The organism is Pantoea sp. GCM10028869, from assembly GCF_042666835.1.
Lineage (GTDB): Bacteria > Pseudomonadota > Gammaproteobacteria > Enterobacterales > Enterobacteriaceae > Pantoea > Pantoea leporis.
This window is the reverse complement of sequence record NZ_JBHTGO010000004.1, coordinates 192,971-212,091: the sequence shown is the minus strand read 5'-3', so window position 1 is coordinate 212,091 and position 19,121 is coordinate 192,971. Positions and strand designations below refer to the sequence as shown.

The following is a 19,121-nucleotide window of genomic DNA, read 5'->3' as shown; positions in this document are numbered from 1 at the left end:
TCAACATGAAATCACTCTCTGCTCTGCGTCCGGACGGCACCAATATCGGCCTGATGCTGTTAATTGCGCTGGCGCTGGCGATCTTCACCGTCATGTTACCAGGCCGCTTTCTCACTGATTCGACCTTTATGAGCATGGCATTTCAGCTGCCCGAGCTGGGCTTGCTGACGCTGGCGATGTTTATCGCCATTCTCAGCGGCGGACTGAATCTGGCGATCATCGCCACCGCCAACCTGACGGCGCTGTTTATCGCCTGGACGCTGATGCGCGCCCTGCCCGCCGATGCCGGCACTGGCATGCAACTGCTGTGGCTGTTTATTGCGGTTATCGGCGCGATGCTGATTGCGGCGGTGATCGGCGTGATTACCGGCGTGATGGTGACGCGCATCGGTGCGCACCCGATTCTGGTGACGCTCGCGACCATGATGACGCTGAACGGTATCGGCATCTGGCTGACCAAAGGCGCGGCCGTCAGCGGCATGCCGTCGGTGGTGCAGGCGCTCGGTTCCAACACGCTGCTTGGCGTTCCGCTGCCGCTGTGGGTGTTCCTGTTTGCCGCCGCGCTGCTGGCGCTGTTCCTCGGCAAAACCCGCGCCGGTAAATGCATCTATATGGGCGGCAGCAACATCAACGCCACCTGGTTTAGCGGCATCAATACGCATCGCATGGTGATTCTGGTGTACGTCATCTCCAGCCTGCTGTGCGTGTTGGCCGGTTTGATCATGATGGCGCGCTTCAACTCGGCGCGTATGGGTTACGGCGATGCGTATCTGCTGCTGACGGTGCTGGCCATTATCCTTGGCGGCACCGACCCGAATGGCGGCTTTGGTCGCGTGACCGGCGTGGTGCTGGCGCTGATCGCCCTGCAAGTGCTCTCCACCGGCTTCAACCTGATGAACATCAGCCAGCACGTTAGCCTGGCAATGTGGGGCGCGGTGCTGATTGTGGTGCTGGCCTTCAAACAATTCAAAACTCGCTTTAACGAACATCGTGCCGTCAAGCTCAGCAAACTGGCGGCGGCGCTTAACCCTTTGACCGAAAAAAAGGAAGTATGATGCGTATTCAAGTCTCCCCGTCGTTGATGTGTATGAATCTGATGGAGATCAAGCACCAGCTCGCCGTGCTGGACTCCCGCGCCGACTTCCTGCATATCGACATTATGGATGGTCACTACGTGAAAAATATCACGCTGTCACCGTTCTTTATTGAGCAGATTCGCCCGTTCACCAAAGTGGCGCTGGATGTGCATTTGATGGTCGAGCAGCCCACCGATTTCATTGAAGTAATTGCCAAAGCGGGTGCCGATTACATCTGCCCGCACGCCGAAACCATCAACCGCGATGCATTCCGGGTGATCAATATGATCCGCAGCTTCGGCAAGAAAGTGGGCGTGGTGCTTAATCCTGCTACGCCGGTCTCCTTTATTCATCACTACATTCATCTGGTGGATAAAATCACCGTGATGACGGTGGATCCCGGCTACGCCGGACAACCGTTTATTCCGGAAATGGTGCAGAAGGTGCAAGAGCTGAAAGCGCTGAAGCAGGCCAACGGCTATCAATATCTGATTGAGATCGACGGTTCCTGCAATACCCGCACCTACAACACGCTGGTCGGCGCGGGTGCAGAAGTGCTGATTGTCGGCACCTCCGGTCTGTTCAATATTCACGACGACCTGGAAACCGCCTGGAATATGATGCGCGAAAGCATTGATGAGGCTCAGGGATTGGCGCAGGTATCCGCATGAAAAAATGCTGGCTCGGTATCGACATTGGCGGCACCGGCACACGTCTGCAGCTGATGGAAGCAGGCCGCGTTTGGTCGAGCTTCCGTAAAGTGCCGACGGCCAGCTGGGCGCAGCAGCCTGATGCGCTTAACGCGTTGGGCCAGTTAATCAGCGAAACGCTGGAGCAGCAGCCAGTTAGCGGCGTGATGCTCGGATTACCCGGCATTCTCAGCCGTGACCGCCAGCAGGTGATTTCGCTGCCGTTTATTCAGGCGCTGGATCAGCAACCGGTTGCCGCGCGCCTCACCGAACGCCTTGGCGTACCGGTGGCGATGGACAAAGATGTTAACCATCTGATGCTGTGGGATTTACTGCAGCTGGAGCAGCTGCCAGACAGCGCGGTGGGTTTGTATCCCGGCACCGGCATGGGCAACAGCCTGTGGCTTAACGGCCAGTTTTATCATGGTCAACACGGTGGCGCGGGTGAGTTGGGTCATGTGCCTGTTGCCGGCAACGATCTGCCCTGCCCGTGCGGCAATCGTGGCTGTGCGGAAACCGTGACGTCGGGCCATTGGCTGAGCCGCTGGGCGAGCACCCATGTGCCGGAAACCAACATGTCGGCGCTGTTTACCCAGCATCGTGAGCATCCGGAGCTGCAGGCTTTTGTACAGCGGCTGGCGCAACTGATTGCCACCGAGATGAACATCCTCGATCCGGAATACCTGATTCTGGGCGGCGGCGTGCTGGCGATGGCGGACTTTCCGCTGGCACAGCTGCGCAGCCAGATCCAGCAGCATCTTCGTCCACCCGCCACGCGTGAGGGTTTGAAGATCGTGTTTAGCCAATCCACCGACCACACCGGTTGTCGCGGTGCCTGTTTAGCCGCCGAACGTCTGTTCAGGAGTGCATGATGAAAGGAAAAGTGTGTGTGTTTGGCTCGTTCAACCTCGACGTAGTCGCGGTAATGAACCGCTTTCCGATGCCGGGCGAATCGCTCACCGCCCATACCAGCATGATGGGACCGGGCGGCAAAGGCGCGAATCAGGCGACGGCCGCGCTGCGCGCCGGCGCGCGCGTGCACTATATCGGTAAGATTGGTAATGATGACTTCGGCATGTTTGCGCGTCGCCATCTGGAAAAGACCGGTTTCGATGCCATTACCTTGTTTACCTGCAAGGAGAAACCGACCGGCAATGCGCTGATTTATGTCGCCGGGGACGATGCCGAGAACATGATTTCGGTCTATCCCGGCGCGAACACCACCGTAACAGCCGCCGAGGTGACGCGCTGCCAACCCACCGTTGCGGCAGCCGATATTCTGCTGGTGCAGCTGGAGAATAATCTCAGCGCCATTCAGCGCATGATCGACAACGCGCGCGCCGGTGGCACCTTTGTGATTATGAATCCTGCGCCGTGGCAGAAGGTCACCGATGCGCTGCTGGCAAAAGTGGATTTGCTGACGCCTAACAGCACCGAAGCGATGCAGCTGACCGGCGTGAAGGTCACCGACTTCGCCAGCGCGCAGCAAGCCGCAGAGAAGCTGCATCGCAAAGGGGCGCGTCAGGTGATTATTACGTTGGGGGTTTGCGGTGCGTTGCTGTCAGTAGCAGACCAGCCGCCGCTGCGTATTCCGCTGTTCCCGGCTCAGCCGCTGGATACCACCGGCGCGGGCGATGCGTTTAATGGCGCACTGGCGGCGCGGCTGGCTTCCGGCGATGAACTGCCACAGGCGGCGCTGTTTGCTTCAGCTTATGCTTCGCTGTGTGTGGAACGCTCCGGTGCAGCGCACTCGATGCCTTCGTATGCCGAAGCGCTGGCAAGATTGCAGGCGTATCCGCAATGTGTCCCGGAAACGTTGGGAGAGTGTGTTTAAGGCAAGATGGCTACACATTGCTGTAGCGGCGCAATAAATCGCGCGATGAATCGCGCCGCTACGAAACTGTGCGATTAGGAGATTATGTTTACGCCTGCAACCAACCGGCGATCTGCGCATGCTGCAGCAGCATAATGGCTTTACCGTCACGAATGCGGCCATCTTTCACCATCGCCAGCGCCTCCGGGAAACTCAGCTCCAGCACGGTAATCTCTTCATCCTCAACGCCACCGCCCTTGTTTGCGCGCTGTGCATCGCTGTATTCCGCGGCGAAGAAGTGGATCAGTTCAGTCACGCCGCCCGGCGACATGTAGGCTTCAAAAACTTTATCGACCTTACCCACCTGATAGCCGGTCTCTTCTATCGCTTCTTTGCGGATGCAATCTTCCGGCGAGTCGTCATCCAGCAGCCCGGCGCAGGTCTCAATCAGTTCGCCACTTTCATTGCCATTGACATAAGTGGCAATGCGGAACTGACGCACCAGCAGCACGCTATTTTTTTCAGTGTTGTACAGCAGGATGGTGGCACCGTTTCCGCGATCGTACACTTCGCGCTTGTGACGCACGACTTCGCCGTTGTTGCGGGTGAGTTCGTAGGTGAAGTTGCGCAGCACAAACCAGTTTTCTGACAGCAACTTGTCTTTGATGATGTTGATCTTTAACGACATAACCACTCCACTGCTAAATTGAGGGAGCCTGAGATGATAGGCCGAAGCGGCGGGGAAAACTATCTGAATTGTGAGGCCGGTCGCCGTAATGGGCGCTCCTGACTCAGTGCACAGAGTGTAGCGGCGCAATGGGTTGCGCGTTAAATCGCGCCGCTACGGATTGTGCAGTGGTTTGATGCGCTGCGGTAGTGATCGGCATTACGCCCATTCATGCCGCGTTGTTAGGCCTCAAAAACCGTTGGGTTGGTCTTTCATATCGGGCAGATGGTGCGCGATACCTTTGTGGCAATCGATACAGGTTTTCCCTTCCTCAACTGCTTTGCTGTGCATCTTCGCGGCCACGGTCTTCTGCGCGGTGAAATCCATATAATCGAAGTTGTGGCAGTTACGACACTCCTGCGAATTGTTGTTTTTCATCCTGCGCCACTCGTTTTGCGCCAGCTTAATGCGATGATCCTCGAACTTTTGCGGCGTATCGATGATGCCGAAAATCTTGGCATACACCTCTTTGCTCGCCTGGATCTTACGCAGCATTTTCGGGCCCCACTCGTGCGGCACGTGACAATCCGGACAGGTGGCGCGCACGCCGCTGCGGTTGTTGTAGTGCACCGTCTGCATATATTCCTGATAGACGTTATTTCGCATCTCATGGCAGCCAATACAGAACTGCTCGCGGTTGGTCATCTCCATTGCGGTATTGAAGCCGCCCCAGAAAATGATGCCGCCAGCAAAGCCCAGAATCAGTAGCGTACCGAGCGCCAGACGGCTCGGACGCCGCCACCAGCGCCAGATGCGCAGAAGTTTCTCTTTCATCATGTCCTCACTTACCGAAGCCGTCAGCCGGTTTGAAGGTGTTTTCCACCACCGGTTTGGCATCGGTTTGCGGTACGTGACACTGCAGGCAGAAGTAGCGACGCGGCGACACGGTGCTGCTCACCAGACCATCGCGATCGGTGAAGTGCGTTGGGCTAACGCGTGGCGCGCCGGTGGTGAGATAGCTCTGCGTGCCGTGACACTGCAGACAACGGTTGACGTTTTTCGTCACCTGATAGCCATCCACGCTATGCGGGATCACCGGCGGCTGATTCACATAGTTCAACGGCTTGCGGCTCTGCTCCTTGGGCTGATGAATGGTGCCCTGCTGCGTGGCCGTCACTTCCGGTGACTGATTGAGATCGACGCCGTTGTGGGCGTAAACCGTGCCGCCCAGCATCAGGGCGGCCAAAGTAACAAGTGTGATTAAGGGTTTCATTGCATCCTGCCTTAAATTTTAACCAGCTTGACGGCGCATTTTTTGTAATCGGTCTGCTTCGACAGCGGATCGGTGGCGTCCAGCGTGACGTTGTTGGCCAGCACGCCCGCATCAAAGAACGGCATAAATACCAGACCTTTGGGCGGCTGATTGCGACCGCGCGTTTCCACGGTGGCAAGGGTTTCGCCACGACGCGACACCACGCGGACTTTCTCGCCGCGACGGAAATTGCGCTCTTTGGCATCCAGCGGATGTATATAGAGTAGCGCCTGCGGCACCGCGCGGTGCAGCTCCGGCACGCGACGCGTCATGGTGCCGGTGTGCCAGTGTTCCAGCACACGACCGGTACAGAACCACAGGTCGTACTCTTCATCCGGCGATTCGGCTGGCGCTTCGTAAGGCAGCGCGAAAATGGTGGCTTTACCATCCGGCTTACCGTAGAAACGCACGCCTTCACCGGCTTTGACGTAGCTGTCGTAACCTTCGCGATAGCGCCAGCGCGTCTCTTTGCCATCCACCACCGGCCAGCGCAGGCCGCGCGCCTGATGGTAAGCATCGAACGGCGCAAGATCGTGGCCGTGACCGCGACCAAAGCTGGCGTACTCCTCGAACAAGCCTTTCTGGATGTAGAAGCCAAACTCGCGCGCTTCATCATTCAACTGGTCATCTGCCACTTCACTCAGAGGGAATTGGTTGACCTGGCCGTTGGCGTACAGCACATCAAACAGCGTTTTGTCGCGCAGCTCCGGATTCTGCGCCAGCAGCGCTTCCGGCCACACTTCCGCTACCTTGAAACGTTTGGAGAAATTCACCAACTGCCACAGATCGGATTTCGCGTCGCCCGGCGCTTTCACCTGCTGATGCCAGAACTGAGTACGACGCTCGGCGTTGCCATACGCGCCCTCTTTCTCCACCCACATCGCAGTGGGCAGAATCAGGTCAGCCGACAAGGCGCTGACGGTGGGATAGGGATCGGAAACCACGATGAAGTTGCGCTCATCGCGCCAGCCCGGCATACGCTCCTGCGTCAGGTTGGGACCGGCCTGCATGTTGTTGTTACACATCACCCAGTAGGCGTTGAGCTTGCCATCTTTCAGCGCGCGATCCTGCGCCACGGCATGCAAACCAATTTTGGCCGGCACCGTGCCCTGCGGCAGCTTCCACAGCTTCTCGGCGGTAGCGCGGTGTTTGTCATTATTAACCACCATGTCCGCCGGTAAACGATGTGAGAAGGTGCCGACTTCACGCGCCGTGCCGCACGCCGACGGCTGGCCGGTGAGCGAGAACGGACCGGTGCCTGGACGTGAAATTTTGCCGGTCAATAAGTGCAGGTTGTAGCACAGGTTATTGGCCCACACGCCGCGCGTATGCTGGTTGAAGCCCATGGTCCAGTACGACACCACGTTGACTTTCGGATCGGCATACAGCTCGGCGAGGGCGATGAGTTGATCTTTCTCCACACCGCTCATTGCGCTGGCTTTTTCTACCGTGTACTCAGAGACAAACTTCGCAAACTCGTCAAAGCTCATCGGCGTGGATTCGCCGCTGTCCGGGTTCTTCGCCGAAGCCTGACGCGGATCGGTGGGGCGCAAACCGTAACCGATGTCGGTCACGCCTTTGCGTAGCGTAACGTGATTCTGCAGGAAGGTTTTATCAACCTTGTTGTTCTGAATAATGTAGTTGGCGATGAAGTTGAGGATCGCCAGATCGCTCTGCGGTGTGAACACCATCGCGTTGTCGGCCAGCTCAAAACTGCGATGACGATAGGTGGAAAGCACCGCCACTTTGACGTTCTCACTGCTGAGACGACGCGCGGTGATACGTGACCAGAGAATCGGGTGCATCTCCGCCATGTTCGAGCCCCACAGCACAAAAGCGTCGGCCTGCTCGATGTCGTCGTAGCAGCCCATCGGTTCGTCCATGCCGAAGGTACGCATAAAGCCCACCACTGCTGAAGCCATGCAGTGACGCGCATTGGGATCGAGATTGTTGGTGCGAAAACCGGCTTTCATCAGCTTGGAGGCCGCGTAACCTTCCCACACCGTCCACTGACCGGAACCGAACATGCCGACCGAATCCGGGCCGTTGGCTTTCAGTGCCGCTTTGAACTTCTCTTCCATGATGTCGAAGGCTTGATCCCAGCTGACCGGGGTGAACTCGCCCTCTTTGGCATATTTACCGTCGGTCATGCGCAGCAGCGGCTGGGTCAGACGATCTTTCCCGTACATGATCTTCGGCAGGAAATAGCCTTTGATACAGTTCAGACCGCGGTTCACTTCTGCCTGCGGATCGCCCTGCGACGCCACTACGCGGCCATCCTGGGTGCCAACCAGCACGCCACAGCCGGTGCCGCAGAATCGGCACGGCGCTTTTTCCCAGCGAATTGGCGCAGCCAATGAGGTCGCGGCTTTGGTGACGGTGGGAATGGTGAGTCCTGCAGCCGTTGCAGCAGCCGCCGCCGCATTGGCCTTCATAAAATCACGACGACTTATGCTCATGATGCTTCCTTACAAGGTTCTTCAATTTCGTCTTGCTGGTGATACACCAGCGATACCGCCAACACGCCAGCGATGTTGCGGCTCTCTTCAATATTGCGCAGCAGCGCGGCGCTATCCGCGGCACCCAGCGTCACCGCCAGCGTGCCGCGCGCGGCGTCTTCCGCGGCGATGTCGCAATCGGCAAAGGCCAGCAGCGCACTTTTTACGGCGGGAATCGACGCCGGTCGCGCCTGAATCACCAGGCCGCAGACGTGCCAACTGTTTTCATGGTTCATGATGTAATCCTGTGGCTGAGACCGGGCAAGGCGCGATGCAGGCGCCGCAACCGGTGCAATGCTGCGGAAGGGTTTCAGGCTGTGCGATGCCGTTCGGCATCAGGTGAAAACGGATGGCTTGCTGTTCACAACTCTCCTGACAGCTGCGGCAGTTCACGCCCAGGAAGGTGATGCAGCGGTTGTCGATGCGAATGCGCTGTGGAAACGGCTCGGTTTCACGCGCGTGGAATAGCGGCTGCGGGCAAGCGTCTACGCAGGCGGCGCAAAACGTGCATTCACCTTGCAGAAAATCGAGGTGCGGCACTTCACCGGCAGCCAGGCGGATGATGTGGGTTTCGCAGGCCGAGACGCATGTGCCGCAGCCATCACACCCCTTCTCTCCCCGCCACCATGGCAAAGCGATGCCGTCAGCAGACGCTACGCGCTGCCCGGTAAAGAGTTCACGTCGCGACAGCGCCATCGGTTCACCTTAAACGGGGGAAAGAGAGATGGTGCGTAAAATAACCTGACGCTAAAGAGGGCTATATCACCCCAAAGGGGTAAATCCCGACGTGGGATCAAGTGAAGGGGAATTGAAATAAAAACGGGGGCCAAAAGGCCCCCGTAGATGAGAATCGCTACGATTAACGCGCGTTATCGTCCGCCAGTTTCGGCGATACATCATCCTGGTCGTCAGCATGATGTTCGTGCTCTTTCATCGCTTCGGCATTAACGCGTTTGCGCACGCCAAACCAACCCAGCACGAGCACCACGGCAATCAGGGGAATCGAGGCGATGGTGTACGTGCCGTTCGGATAGTCGAACGCCATCAGCACCAGCACGCTCACCAGGAACAGCAGCGTCAACCAGGAGGTGAACGGCGCCCACGGTAGCTTGAAGCTGACATCTTCGGCTTTGCCCTCTTTGATCGCTTTGCGCAGACGCATCTGGCACACCACGATAAAGGCCCACGACGAGATGATGCCGAGTGACGCCACGTTCAGAACGATTTCAAACACCTGCGACGGCACATAGTAGTTCAGCACCACGCCGATGATGTAAACGGCAACGGTGACCAGAATGCCGGCATACGGCACCTGCTGCTTGCTCATCTTCGACATAAACTGTGGCGCAGAACCGCCCATCGACATGGAGCGCAGAATACGGCCGGTGGAATAGAGACCCGAGTTGAGGCTCGACAGCGCGGCGCTCAGCACCACGATGTTCATTACGCTACCGATATAAGGCACGCCCAGTTTGGAGAAGAAGGTCACGAACGGACTTTGCCCCGCCTGATAGGCATTCCACGGCAGCAGCAGTACCAGCAGCACCACGGAACCGACGTAGAACAGGCCGATACGCCAGATCACGCTGTTGATGGCTTTTGGCAGCATGGTCTTGGGATCTTTACATTCGCCTGCTGCGGTACCTACCAGCTCAATCGAGGCGAAGGCGAACACGACGCCCTGCACCAACACCAGCGCTGGCAGCAAGCCGTGCGGGAAGAAACCGCCGTTATCGGTGATCAGATGGAAGCCGGTGGTATTGCCGTCCAGCGGTTTACCGCTGCCGAGGAACACCACGCCGACAATCAGGAACACCACGATAGCCAGCACTTTCACCAGCGCGAACCAGAACTCCATCTCGGCGAACCACTTCACGCCGATCATGTTCATGGTGCCGACAATCGCCAGCGCGCCTAGCGCAAACACCCACTGCGGCACATCGCCAAACGCGCCCCAATAGTGCATATAAAGCGCGACTGCGGTGATATCGACGATACCGGTCATCGCCCAGTTAACGAAATACATCCAGCCCGCAACGTAAGACGCTTTTTCCCCAAGGAATTCACGTGCATAAGAAACAAAGCTGCCGCTGGAAGGACGATGTAACACCAGTTCGCCCAACGCTCGGAGGATAAAGAAGGAGAAGATACCGCACACCAGATAAACCAGCGCCAGTGCAGGACCGGCCATTTGCAGGCGCGCGCCAGCACCGAGGAACAGACCGGTACCGATAGCACCGCCGATGGCGATCATTTGTACCTGGCGGTTACCCATTGCTTTGTGGTAACCGCTGTCGTGCGAGTTGAGCCAGCGTCTTTTCGCAGCGCGTTGTTCGGCTGCGGTTTTTTTAGTTGATTTCATAGCTATCCTGTTTGTCCTGACCATCAATCACCGCGTAACCAAACGATTGCGTATGGCGGTGCGAAATGGGGTAAAAACCCGGTGTCACAGCGGCGGAACGATGTCGCGTGGCGGGCTGGGAATTTACGGCGATGAATCCTACCCGTTCTGCAAGAACGAAGCAAAAAATACCGCCAGGCTGCACAAGATGAATTGTAATAATCCGTCGCGGTGCACAAAAAAACCGGCCAGAGGGCTGACCGGTAAAGGGATGGCTACAGGGATAACTACTGGAGGGAATTAACGATAAATCTCTGCGGTGCCGCTCCACAGGCTGGAGTCGCCCGGAGTTTGTACACCAATAACACGATAGCCGCTGGCACCTTCCTCTTGCGCTTTTTGCGACAGATGGCGCGTTGCATCATCCAGCGAGCCGCGTACGCCGCTGATGGAAACGGTGCCCGCGCTTTGCAGGTTTTGCGCTTGCGTGGCGCTTACGGGCTGGGCCGCCAACGTCGAGAAACTTGCGGTGGCAAGCAGTGCAGCAGTCAGAACGGCATAACGTCTCTTCATGTGATGCTCCTGTTGTCTTCCGTTAAGGGTTAAGCGTTACAGGACTTATTATCACGCAGGGAATGAAAACCAGGTTGAGCAAGCCGTAAAGCCGTTTAATAATTCGCCAGCTTAGCGCGGGTTATTTAGAGAAAGGTAAAGAGAAAGGGTTTTCTCTGTTAAAAGTAACCTGATGTGACGAGATCTCACTCGCCGTCACCGCACGGCTGCCCTATAATCCCCCGCTCTTACAAGGGTTATTACTGTGATTGTGAAACGTCCCGTTACTCGTACCATTGCGCGCGCACTCAGCGTGATTGTGCTGCTGTCGCTGTTGACCACCGGGCTGGCGCTGATGACGCTCTCCAGCAGCCTGCGCGATGCCGAAGCGGTGAATGTCGCCGGATCGCTGCGCATGCAGATATATCGTCTGGCGTGGGACAGCACGCGCGATCCGCAGCAGTTGAATCATCACATCCAACTTTACCGGCAAACGCTGGAATCCCCGGCGCTGCAGCATCTGGAGCGCGCGTGGGTACCGCTTGAAGTGAGTAGCCGCTATCGCTATCTGCGTCACAGCTGGCCGATGCTGCAGGAAACGTTGCAGCCCAAGCGGGCACAAATCTACCAGCAGCGTGTCGCGGGCTACGTCAGCGAGATCGACCGCTTCGTGCTGGCATTACAGCATTATGCTGAACTGAAGATGCATCTGGTGGCCGCCAGCAGCCTGTTCGGTTTTCTGGCGATTGTGGCGCTGGCGTTGTGGACGATTCGCTTTATCCGCCGCAACGTGGTGCGACCGCTCAACGCGCTGGTGACCGCCAGCCAATATGTTGAGCAGGCGAATTTCGCTTTTCCGCCGCTGCCGGTGCAACAGCCGAATGAACTGGGCGTGCTGGCGCAGGCTTTTACTACCATGGCCGAACGGCTGCATTCGCACTATCGCCTGCTGGAGTGCGCGGTGCGTGATAAAACCGAAGATCTCACCCAGGCCAATCGCACACTTTCTCTACTGTATGAAAGCTCACAAATTCTCACCAGCAGCCCACCCAATCCCGAACTGTTTCAGGGATTGCTGCGTCTGGTACAGCGCCGTGAAGCGCTGACGGTGCTGAAAATTGTCAGCGAAGGGATTGAGTTTCAGGCCGGTGTGGCGGCGGATGAGGTGAGCTGGCAGCGTTTGCCGTTGATGCAGGAAGAGCAGCGGCTGGGCGAACTGTGCTGGCAAACCCACCGCGCACCGCCCGCCGACGAACTGATGCAGAGCCTGGCGAACATGCTGGCGCGCGCACTGTGGATTTGGCAGACGCAAAAGCAGTATCAGCAGATGCTATTAATAGAAGAGCGCGCCACCATTGCCCGCGAACTGCACGATTCGCTGGCGCAGTCGCTCTCTTTCCTGCGCATCCAGCTGGCGCTGCTGCGACGCAATGTCGATGGGTCGCAACCGCAGGCGCTGGCGATTATCGCTGATTTCGATCGCGCGCTGGCCGAAGCCTATCAGCAGCTGCGCGAACTGCTGACCACCTTCCGTCTGACCATCGAACAGGCTGATTTGGTGCAGGCGATGCAGGCGATGATTGCGCCGCTGCAGGAGCAATCGCAGGCGGCAATCGACTTCGATTATCAGCCCGGCTTGCAGATGCTGGATGCGCAGCAGCAAGTGCATGTGCTGCAGATTGCGCGCGAAGCGCTGCTCAACGCGATTCGCCATGCGCAGGCGCACAATATTCAGATTCACTATCAGCGTGTCGCTGATGAGGACCACTTACTGACCATCGAAGACGATGGCTGCGGCATCAGCAGCCTCGAAGAGCCGCCAGGACATTATGGTCTCACCATCATGGCGGAGCGCGCCGCGCGATTATCCGGCACGCTGATGATTACCCCGCAGGCGCAAGGCACGCGCGTCACGCTGCGTTTTCCACCGCGCCCGACGCACCGGTTGAGCTGACAGATTATAGAGCGCACCTGCTGTAGCGGCGCGATTCATCGCGCAATAAACTGCGCCGCTACGGCAGATGCGTTAATGAAAGAAAGTTGCCTTTGATACTGGAGATATTATGGCTAACCCTTCCCTGACTATTATGATCGTTGACGATCATCCACTGATGCGCCGTGGTATTCGCCAGTTGCTGGCGCTGGAGCCCCGGCTGGACGTGGTAGCGGAAGCCAATAACGGCACCGAAGCGCTGGCCGAAGCACGCCGTTTGTCGCCAGATGTCATTCTGCTGGATCTCAACATGAAAGGCATGTCCGGGCTGGACACGCTGAAAGCGCTGCGTAACGAAGGCATCGCCGCACGCATTTTGGTGCTGACGGTTTCCGATGCGCGCAGTGATATTTATGCGATGGTGGATGCTGGTGCCGATGGCTATCTGCTCAAGGACAGCGAACCCGAACTACTGCTGGCGCAAGTGATGCGCGGCGCTAAAGGTGAAAACGTGTTTAGCGAGGTGGTGGCCGATTATCTGGCGACGCGCCAGCCGACGACAAATCCGTTCAAACAGCTCACCGAACGCGAACTGGATGTGCTGCAGGAAGTGGCGCGTGGCTTATCGAATAAGGAAATTGCTGCCACCTTGCATATCTCCGAAGAGACGGTAAAAGTGCACATTCGCAACCTGCTGCGCAAGCTGGATGTCCGTTCGCGCGTTGCCGCTACGGTACTGTGGCTCGAAAGCCGACATCTGTAGTCGCGCACAAAAAACCGTCACTATATTTACACTTTCTCCATAATTTACTCACGATTCTCTAATTTGTGCCGCGTAGAGTGTCTGCAGCAGGAGTCTTTCGAGAGAGCAGTTTGCACTCCGCCAGCGTGACGCCGTCCGCGCATCGCGCTCATCATAATAAAAGTAAAAAATACGCAGTTGAGGAGTGTCGGTTTCATGTCGAATTTCTTTATCGACCGGCCCATTTTTGCCTGGGTTCTGTCTATTCTGCTCTGCCTGTGCGGTACGTTGGCGATCGTCTCGCTACCGGTTGAGCAATATCCCGACCTCGCGCCGCCTAACGTGCGTATCACCGCCAACTATCCCGGCGCATCCGCGGAAACGCTGGAAAACACCGTTACGCAAGTTATCGAACAGAACATGACCGGCATCGATAATTTGATGTACATGTCCTCCAACAGCAGCAACACCGGCCAGGCCCAGATCACCCTCACCTTTACCGCGGGCACCAACCCCGACGAAGCGCGCCAGCAGGTGCAAAACCAATTGCAAAGTGCACTGCGTAAACTGCCCGCGGCGGTACAGTCACAAGGTGTGACGGTGAATAAAACCGGTGACAGCAATATTCTGATGATTGCCTTCGTCTCTACCGACGGAAGCATGGACAAACAGGATATTTCAGATTACGTCGCCAGTAACATTCAGGATCCGCTCAGCCGTGTTGATGGTGTCGGCCAGGTGGATGCTTACGGCTCGCAATATGCGATGCGGATCTGGCTCGATCCCAACAAGCTGATCGCCTACGCGCTGGCCACCGAAGACGTGGTGAGCGCGATTGAATCGCAAAATGCGCAGGTAGCAGTGGGTCAGGTAGGCGGATTGCCGTCGGTGGACAAGCAAGCGCTCAACGCCACGGTGAATGCGCAGTCGATGCTGCAAACCCCGGCGCAGTTCAAAGCAGTGACGCTGAAAACCAACAGCGACGGCTCGGTGGTGACGCTCGGCGATGTGGCGGATGTGGCGATGGGCGCGGAAAAATATGACTTCCTCAGCCGCTACAATGGTCAGGCGGCATCGGGGCTCGGCATTAAGCTGGCTTCCGGCGCCAATGAGATGAACACCGACAAACTGGTGCGTGAGCGTATTGCTGAGCTGTCGCATTACTTCCCTCACGGGCTGGAAGCCAAAGTCGCTTACGAAACCACGCCGTTTGTTAAGGCCTCGATTAAAGACGTGGTGAAGACCCTGCTGGAAGCGATCCTGCTGGTGTTCCTTGTGATGTATCTGTTCCTGCAAAACTTTCGTGCCACGCTAATTCCAACTATCGCCGTGCCGGTGGTGCTGCTCGGCACCTTTGCGGTGCTCTACGCCTTCGGCTACAGCATCAACACCCTGACGATGTTCGCCATGGTGCTCGCCATCGGCTTGCTGGTGGATGACGCTATCGTGGTGGTGGAAAACGTCGAGCGCATCATGAGCGAGGAAGGTCTGTCGCCGCGCGCCGCTACGCGTAAATCGATGGGCCAGATTCAGGGCGCGCTAGTCGGCATTGCGCTAGTGCTGTCGGCGGTGTTTGTGCCGATGGCGTTCTTTGGCGGGACCGTCGGCGCCATCTATCGCCAGTTTTCGATCACTATCGTTTCGGCGATGGTGCTGTCGGTATTGGTGGCGATGATTCTGACGCCCGCGCTCTGTTCCACGCTGCTGAAACCGCTGGAGCGAGGCCATCATCACGGTCGTCGTGGCTTCTTCGGCTGGTTTAACCGCACCTTCAACGCCAGCGCAGAACGTTACGAGCGCGGCGTCGCCAAAATTTTGCGTAAAGGCGGCCGCTGGCTGCTGCTCTATCTGGCGATTATCGGCGTGATGGCGTTCCTGTTTATTCGTCTGCCCACCTCGTTCCTGCCGCTGGAAGATCGCGGCGTGTTCCTGACGCAGGTGCAATTGCCGGCCGGTTCGACGCTGCAACAAACCTCGAACGTGGTGGCGAAGGTCGAGAATTATTATATGACTCAGGAGAAAGACAATGTGGTTTCGGTGTTCTCCACCATCGGAGCGGGTCCTGGCGGTAACGGTCAAAACGTCGCGCGCCTGTTCGTTCGCTTGAAAGATTGGGAGGAGCGTCCGGGCAGCGATCGCACCTCTTTCGCCATCATTGAGCGCGCGACTAAAGCCTTCCACAAGATCAACGAAGCGCGCGTTATCGCCAGCAGCCCGCCCGCGATTACCGGCATGGGCAGTTCGTCGGGCTTCGATATGGAGCTGCAGGATCACGGTGGCATCGGCCACACGCGACTAATGGCAATGCGCGATAAGTTACTGGAGATGGCTGACAGCAATCCGGCGCTGTCACGGGTACGTCACAACGGCCTCGACGACAGTCCGCAGTTGCAGATTGATGTCGACCAGCGCAAAGCGCAGGCGCTTGGTGTGTCGCTGGATACCATCAACGACACCTTAACCACCGCGTGGGGCTCAACCTACGTTAATGACTTCCTCGATCGCGGTCGCGTGAAGAAAGTCTACGTGCAGGCGGCGGCAGAGTTCCGCATGCTGCCGGAAGACGTGAATAAGTGGTATGTGCGTAACAACAGCGGCAGCATGGTGCCCTTCTCCGCCTTCGCCACCAGCCATTGGCAAACCGGTTCACCGCGTCTGGAGCGCTACAACGGTTACTCTGCGCTAGAGATTGTCGGTGAAGCGGCGAACGGCGTCAGCAGCGGTACCGCAATGGACGAGATGGAGAAACTGGTTGGGCAGCTGCCGCTGGGCGTAGGCTTCCAGTGGACCGGCGCCTCCTATCAGGAGCGCTTATCCGGTTCGCAGGCGCCGGCGCTGTATGCGATTTCGCTGCTGGTGGTATTCCTGTGTCTGGCGGCGTTGTATGAGAGCTGGTCAATTCCATTCTCAGTGATGCTGGTGGTGCCGCTCGGCGTGGTGGGCGCGCTGGTGGCAACCTGGATGCGCGGGCTGGAGAACGATGTCTATTTCCAGGTGGGCTTGCTCACGGTGATTGGCTTGTCGGCGAAGAATGCCATTTTGATTGTCGAGTTCGCCAATGAGATCAACAGTAAAGGCCGCGAGCTGATGGAGTCGACGCTGGAAGCCTCGCGTCAGCGTCTGCGCCCGATTCTGATGACTTCGCTGGCGTTTATCTTCGGCGTGCTGCCGATGGCCATCAGCAGCGGTGCCGGTTCCGGCAGCCAGCACGCGGTGGGTACCGGCGTGATGGGCGGGATGATTTCTGCCACCGTGCTGGCGATTTTCTTTGTGCCGTTGTTCTTTGTGGTGGTACGCCGCCGCTTCCCGCTGAAAGAGAAGCCGCACGATTAAGCAGGCCATTGCGCCGCTGAGGCTTGTGCGGACATCAGGTTCCGCGCATATCAAGTGCACACACTTGTCGCGGCGTGATTCATCGCGCGCGGTTAAATGAATAAAAAAGCCGCCATGAACATCCATTGCGGCTTTATTGTTGTGTGTGGTAAGAATTACAGCAAGTTGGGAAGTGCCCTGCTTTTCTCTTCACGCGTTACTTGCGTAACATCGCTTCGATGAATTCTTTCCAGTTTCCCATTTCGGTGTCGACCATAAAACCCTCTCTTATTGTAGCGGCAATTCTACGCCGTTTTTTTCTGGTGGTGAATACGTTTCCACCTGTTATCACTATCGGCAAAAGCGTAGAAAAGCTTCAATCTTTTGAAATTGCGTACTGACGCACATTTCAGCAACTCTATAATGCGGCAGGAAAAATGGCTGACTTAAATCGGGTAGCAGAAATCTGCATTTAGGATAATCCTTAGTGGCTTAATGATATCGCAGGCAATTATTAAGTGCGTAAGTGAAAGCGCTTCCTGGCCCTAAGTAATAAAATTTATAACGGCTTAAGGGCCATGAAAAATGGGTGAATAAGGCCGGCTTTCACTGTCAGCGCTCACAGCCCTTAGAGCGCTGTGGTAAACTCGCGCTTTATTTTTTACTCAACGGGAATAAGCGATGACAGCGCAGTGGGTGATGTACGGAATTAAAAATTGCGACACGATTAAAAAAGCACGCAACTATTTGGCGTCTTCCGGTATCGACTACTGTTTTCACGACTATCGCGTGGAGGGCATTGACGACGCGCTGCTGCAATCGTTTATCGATCAACTCGGTTATGAGGCGCTGCTGAATACGCGCGGTACCACGTGGCGCAAGCTGCCGGAAGCCGAACGCGACGCGGTAAACGATGCCGCCAGCGCCAAAGCGGTGATGCTGGCGCAGCCTGCCATCATCAAGCGTCCGGTGTTAGCCGCGCCGAATGGCGATCTGCTGGTCGGCTTCAAAGATTCCCTTTATTCCGCCTTTATCCAGGAGAAGTCATAACATGTTCTGTCCGGTTATTGAGCTGGCTCAGCAGCTTATCCGTCGCCCGTCACTCAGCCCGGATGATGCCGGTTGTCAGGCGCTGCTGATTGCGCGTCTGGAAGCCATCGGCTTCACGGTTGAGCCAATGCACATTGGCGATACGCTGAACTTTTGGGCGACGCGCGGCCAGGGCGAAACGCTGGCGTTTGCCGGTCATACCGATGTGGTGCCGCCGGGCGACGCCAACCGCTGGATCAGCCCGCCGTTTGAACCCAGCATCCGCGACGGCATGCTGTTTGGCCGCGGTGCCGCCGATATGAAAGGTTCGCTGGCGGCGATGGTGGTGGCAGCGGAACGCTTTGTGGCCGCTAATCCGCAGCATAAAGGTCGTCTGGCGTTTCTGATTACCTCCGATGAAGAAGCCAGCGCGGTTAACGGAACGGTGAAAGTGGTTGAGCGCTTGATGGCGCGCAACGAACGCATGGATTATTGCCTGGTCGGCGAACCGTCGAGCACCGAGATTGTGGGTGACGTGGTGAAGAATGGCCGTCGCGGCTCGATGACCGCGAATCTCACTATTCATGGCGTGCAGGGCCACGTAGCCTATCCGCATCTGGCGGATAATCCGGTGCATCGCGCCATGCCGGCGCTGAATGAGCTGGTAGAAACCGTGTGGGATGAAGGCAACGAATTCTTCCCACCGACCAGTATGCAGATCGCCAACGTGCAGGCCGGAACCGGCAGCAACAACGTAATTCCTGGCGAATTCTTTGTGCAGTTCAACTTCCGTTTCAGCACGCAGTTGACCGATCAGATGATTAAAGATCGCGTGGCGGAGCTGCTCGATCGTCATCAGCTGCGCTATACGCTGGAGTGGAATGTTTCCGGCCAGCCATTCCTGACATCACGCGGTAAGCTGGTGGATGCCGTGGTGAACGCTGTGGCGCACTATAATGAAATTAAGCCGCAGTTGCTAACTACCGGCGGCACCTCCGATGGGCGCTTCATTGCGCGCATGGGTGCGCAGGTGGTGGAACTGGGCCCGGTGAACGCCACCATTCATAAGATCAATGAGTGCGTGAAAGCGTCAGATTTGCAGATGCTGAGCCGTATGTATCAGCGCATCATGGAACAGCTGATCGCCTAAGCGCGAA

18 protein-coding genes are annotated in these 19,121 nt (G+C 57.1%); 9 read left to right on the top strand and 9 right to left on the bottom strand.

The window, feature by feature from the left end:
* Positions 1-5 precede the first annotated feature (5 nt).
* From ACFQW4_RS12315 to ACFQW4_RS12300, 4 genes are read left to right on the top strand one after another with little or no spacing between them, the layout of a single operon-like run.
* Positions 6-1,055: an ABC transporter permease gene (locus ACFQW4_RS12315; protein ID WP_377725579.1), complete on the top strand. Its 1,050-nt coding sequence runs from the start codon at positions 6-8 to the stop codon at positions 1,053-1,055.
* Complete coding sequence (gene alsE, locus ACFQW4_RS12310) at positions 1,055-1,747, top strand: D-allulose 6-phosphate 3-epimerase (protein WP_061717928.1); 693 nt, start codon at positions 1,055-1,057, stop codon at positions 1,745-1,747. Before ACFQW4_RS12315 ends, alsE begins: the two co-directional genes overlap by 1 nt.
* Positions 1,744-2,637: an allose kinase gene (gene alsK, locus ACFQW4_RS12305; RefSeq protein ID WP_377725577.1), complete on the top strand. Its 894-nt coding sequence runs from the start codon at positions 1,744-1,746 to the stop codon at positions 2,635-2,637. Before alsE ends, alsK begins: the two co-directional genes overlap by 4 nt.
* Positions 2,637-3,599 carry a ribokinase gene (locus ACFQW4_RS12300; protein ID WP_101763542.1) on the top strand — a complete coding sequence of 321 codons (963 nt, stop codon included), beginning with the start codon at positions 2,637-2,639 and terminating at the stop codon, positions 3,597-3,599. The genes alsK and ACFQW4_RS12300 overlap by 1 nt, the downstream gene beginning before the upstream one ends.
* An 88-nt stretch (positions 3,600-3,687) precedes the next feature.
* Here the strand turns inward: ACFQW4_RS12300 and nudK are convergent, their stop codons facing one another.
* The 8 genes from nudK to ACFQW4_RS12260 all read right to left on the bottom strand — a co-directional run bounded on the left by nudK (position 3,688) and on the right by ACFQW4_RS12260 (position 10,969).
* Complete coding sequence (gene nudK, locus ACFQW4_RS12295; RefSeq protein ID WP_101763541.1) at positions 3,688-4,266, bottom strand: GDP-mannose pyrophosphatase NudK; 579 nt, start codon at positions 4,264-4,266, stop codon at positions 3,688-3,690.
* Positions 4,267-4,494: 228 nt separating this feature from the next.
* Complete coding sequence (gene napC, locus ACFQW4_RS12290; protein WP_101763540.1) at positions 4,495-5,079, bottom strand: cytochrome c-type protein NapC; 585 nt, start codon at positions 5,077-5,079, stop codon at positions 4,495-4,497.
* Positions 5,080-5,086: 7 nt separating this feature from the next.
* Entirely contained in the window at positions 5,087-5,518 is a 432-nt protein-coding gene (napB, locus tag ACFQW4_RS12285; RefSeq protein ID WP_101763539.1) for a nitrate reductase cytochrome c-type subunit, read from the bottom strand.
* 11 nt (positions 5,519-5,529) lie between these two features.
* Complete coding sequence (gene napA, locus ACFQW4_RS12280) at positions 5,530-8,016, bottom strand: nitrate reductase catalytic subunit NapA (RefSeq protein WP_101763538.1); 2,487 nt, start codon at positions 8,014-8,016, stop codon at positions 5,530-5,532.
* Complete coding sequence (locus ACFQW4_RS12275; RefSeq protein WP_176971097.1) at positions 8,013-8,291, bottom strand: chaperone NapD; 279 nt, start codon at positions 8,289-8,291, stop codon at positions 8,013-8,015. Before ACFQW4_RS12275 ends, napA begins: the two co-directional genes overlap by 4 nt.
* Positions 8,281-8,751, bottom strand: coding sequence for a ferredoxin-type protein NapF (napF, locus tag ACFQW4_RS12270; protein ID WP_210081488.1), 471 nt, complete (start codon positions 8,749-8,751; stop codon positions 8,281-8,283). Before napF ends, ACFQW4_RS12275 begins: the two co-directional genes overlap by 11 nt.
* A 163-nt stretch (positions 8,752-8,914) precedes the next feature.
* Positions 8,915-10,417 carry an L-asparagine permease gene (gene ansP, locus ACFQW4_RS12265; RefSeq protein WP_101763535.1) on the bottom strand — a complete coding sequence of 501 codons (1,503 nt, stop codon included), beginning with the start codon at positions 10,415-10,417 and terminating at the stop codon, positions 8,915-8,917.
* Between the two features lie 279 nt (positions 10,418-10,696).
* Entirely contained in the window at positions 10,697-10,969 is a 273-nt protein-coding gene (locus ACFQW4_RS12260; protein WP_101763534.1) for a YdgH/BhsA/McbA-like domain containing protein, read from the bottom strand.
* 244 nt (positions 10,970-11,213) lie between these two features.
* Between ACFQW4_RS12260 and narQ the strand changes: the two genes are divergently transcribed.
* The 3 genes from narQ (at position 11,214) to acrD (ending at position 16,956) form a co-directional block, all read left to right on the top strand.
* Positions 11,214-12,902, top strand: a complete 1,689-nt coding sequence (gene narQ, locus ACFQW4_RS12255; RefSeq protein WP_377725572.1) for a nitrate/nitrite two-component system sensor histidine kinase NarQ — start codon at positions 11,214-11,216, stop codon at positions 12,900-12,902.
* Between the two features lie 109 nt (positions 12,903-13,011).
* Positions 13,012-13,644, top strand: a complete 633-nt coding sequence (locus ACFQW4_RS12250; RefSeq protein WP_101763532.1) for a response regulator — start codon at positions 13,012-13,014, stop codon at positions 13,642-13,644.
* Between the two features lie 195 nt (positions 13,645-13,839).
* Positions 13,840-16,956 (top strand): multidrug efflux RND transporter permease AcrD, encoded by a 3,117-nt coding sequence (gene acrD, locus ACFQW4_RS12245; protein ID WP_377725569.1) that lies wholly within the window; start codon positions 13,840-13,842, stop codon positions 16,954-16,956.
* 196 nt (positions 16,957-17,152) lie between these two features.
* Here acrD and ypfM read toward each other — a convergent pair whose 3' ends face one another.
* Positions 17,153-17,212, bottom strand: a complete 60-nt coding sequence (gene ypfM / locus ACFQW4_RS12240; RefSeq protein WP_137386901.1) for a protein YpfM — start codon at positions 17,210-17,212, stop codon at positions 17,153-17,155.
* 404 nt (positions 17,213-17,616) lie between these two features.
* On the opposite strand from ypfM, the gene ACFQW4_RS12235 reads away from it, so the two are divergent.
* Together ACFQW4_RS12235 and dapE are read left to right on the top strand one after the other, a co-directional pair.
* Positions 17,617-17,985, top strand: a complete 369-nt coding sequence (locus tag ACFQW4_RS12235) for an ArsC family reductase (protein WP_101763530.1) — start codon at positions 17,617-17,619, stop codon at positions 17,983-17,985.
* A 1-nt stretch (position 17,986) separates the two neighbouring features.
* Positions 17,987-19,114 (top strand): succinyl-diaminopimelate desuccinylase, encoded by a 1,128-nt coding sequence (gene dapE, locus ACFQW4_RS12230; RefSeq protein ID WP_179449927.1) that lies wholly within the window; start codon positions 17,987-17,989, stop codon positions 19,112-19,114.
* Positions 19,115-19,121: the final 7 nt, after the last annotated feature.

Coding starts and splice junctions, on each gene's coding strand:
- ACFQW4_RS12315 (WP_377725579.1), top strand. CDS start 6: ATGAAATCACTCTCTGCTCTGCGTCCGGACGGCACCAATATCGGCCTG.
- alsE (WP_061717928.1), top strand. CDS start 1,055: ATGCGTATTCAAGTCTCCCCGTCGTTGATGTGTATGAATCTGATGGAG.
- alsK (WP_377725577.1), top strand. CDS start 1,744: ATGAAAAAATGCTGGCTCGGTATCGACATTGGCGGCACCGGCACACGT.
- ACFQW4_RS12300 (WP_101763542.1), top strand. CDS start 2,637: ATGAAAGGAAAAGTGTGTGTGTTTGGCTCGTTCAACCTCGACGTAGTC.
- nudK (WP_101763541.1), bottom strand. CDS start 4,266: ATGTCGTTAAAGATCAACATCATCAAAGACAAGTTGCTGTCAGAAAAC.
- napC (WP_101763540.1), bottom strand. CDS start 5,079: ATGAAAGAGAAACTTCTGCGCATCTGGCGCTGGTGGCGGCGTCCGAGC.
- napB (WP_101763539.1), bottom strand. CDS start 5,518: ATGAAACCCTTAATCACACTTGTTACTTTGGCCGCCCTGATGCTGGGC.
- napA (WP_101763538.1), bottom strand. CDS start 8,016: ATGAGCATAAGTCGTCGTGATTTTATGAAGGCCAATGCGGCGGCGGCT.
- ACFQW4_RS12275 (WP_176971097.1), bottom strand. CDS start 8,291: ATGAACCATGAAAACAGTTGGCACGTCTGCGGCCTGGTGATTCAGGCG.
- napF (WP_210081488.1), bottom strand. CDS start 8,751: ATGGCGCTGTCGCGACGTGAACTCTTTACCGGGCAGCGCGTAGCGTCT.
- ansP (WP_101763535.1), bottom strand. CDS start 10,417: ATGAAATCAACTAAAAAAACCGCAGCCGAACAACGCGCTGCGAAAAGA.
- ACFQW4_RS12260 (WP_101763534.1), bottom strand. CDS start 10,969: ATGAAGAGACGTTATGCCGTTCTGACTGCTGCACTGCTTGCCACCGCA.
- ACFQW4_RS12250 (WP_101763532.1), top strand. CDS start 13,012: ATGGCTAACCCTTCCCTGACTATTATGATCGTTGACGATCATCCACTG.
- acrD (WP_377725569.1), top strand. CDS start 13,840: ATGTCGAATTTCTTTATCGACCGGCCCATTTTTGCCTGGGTTCTGTCT.
- ACFQW4_RS12235 (WP_101763530.1), top strand. CDS start 17,617: ATGACAGCGCAGTGGGTGATGTACGGAATTAAAAATTGCGACACGATT.
- dapE (WP_179449927.1), top strand. CDS start 17,987: ATGTTCTGTCCGGTTATTGAGCTGGCTCAGCAGCTTATCCGTCGCCCG.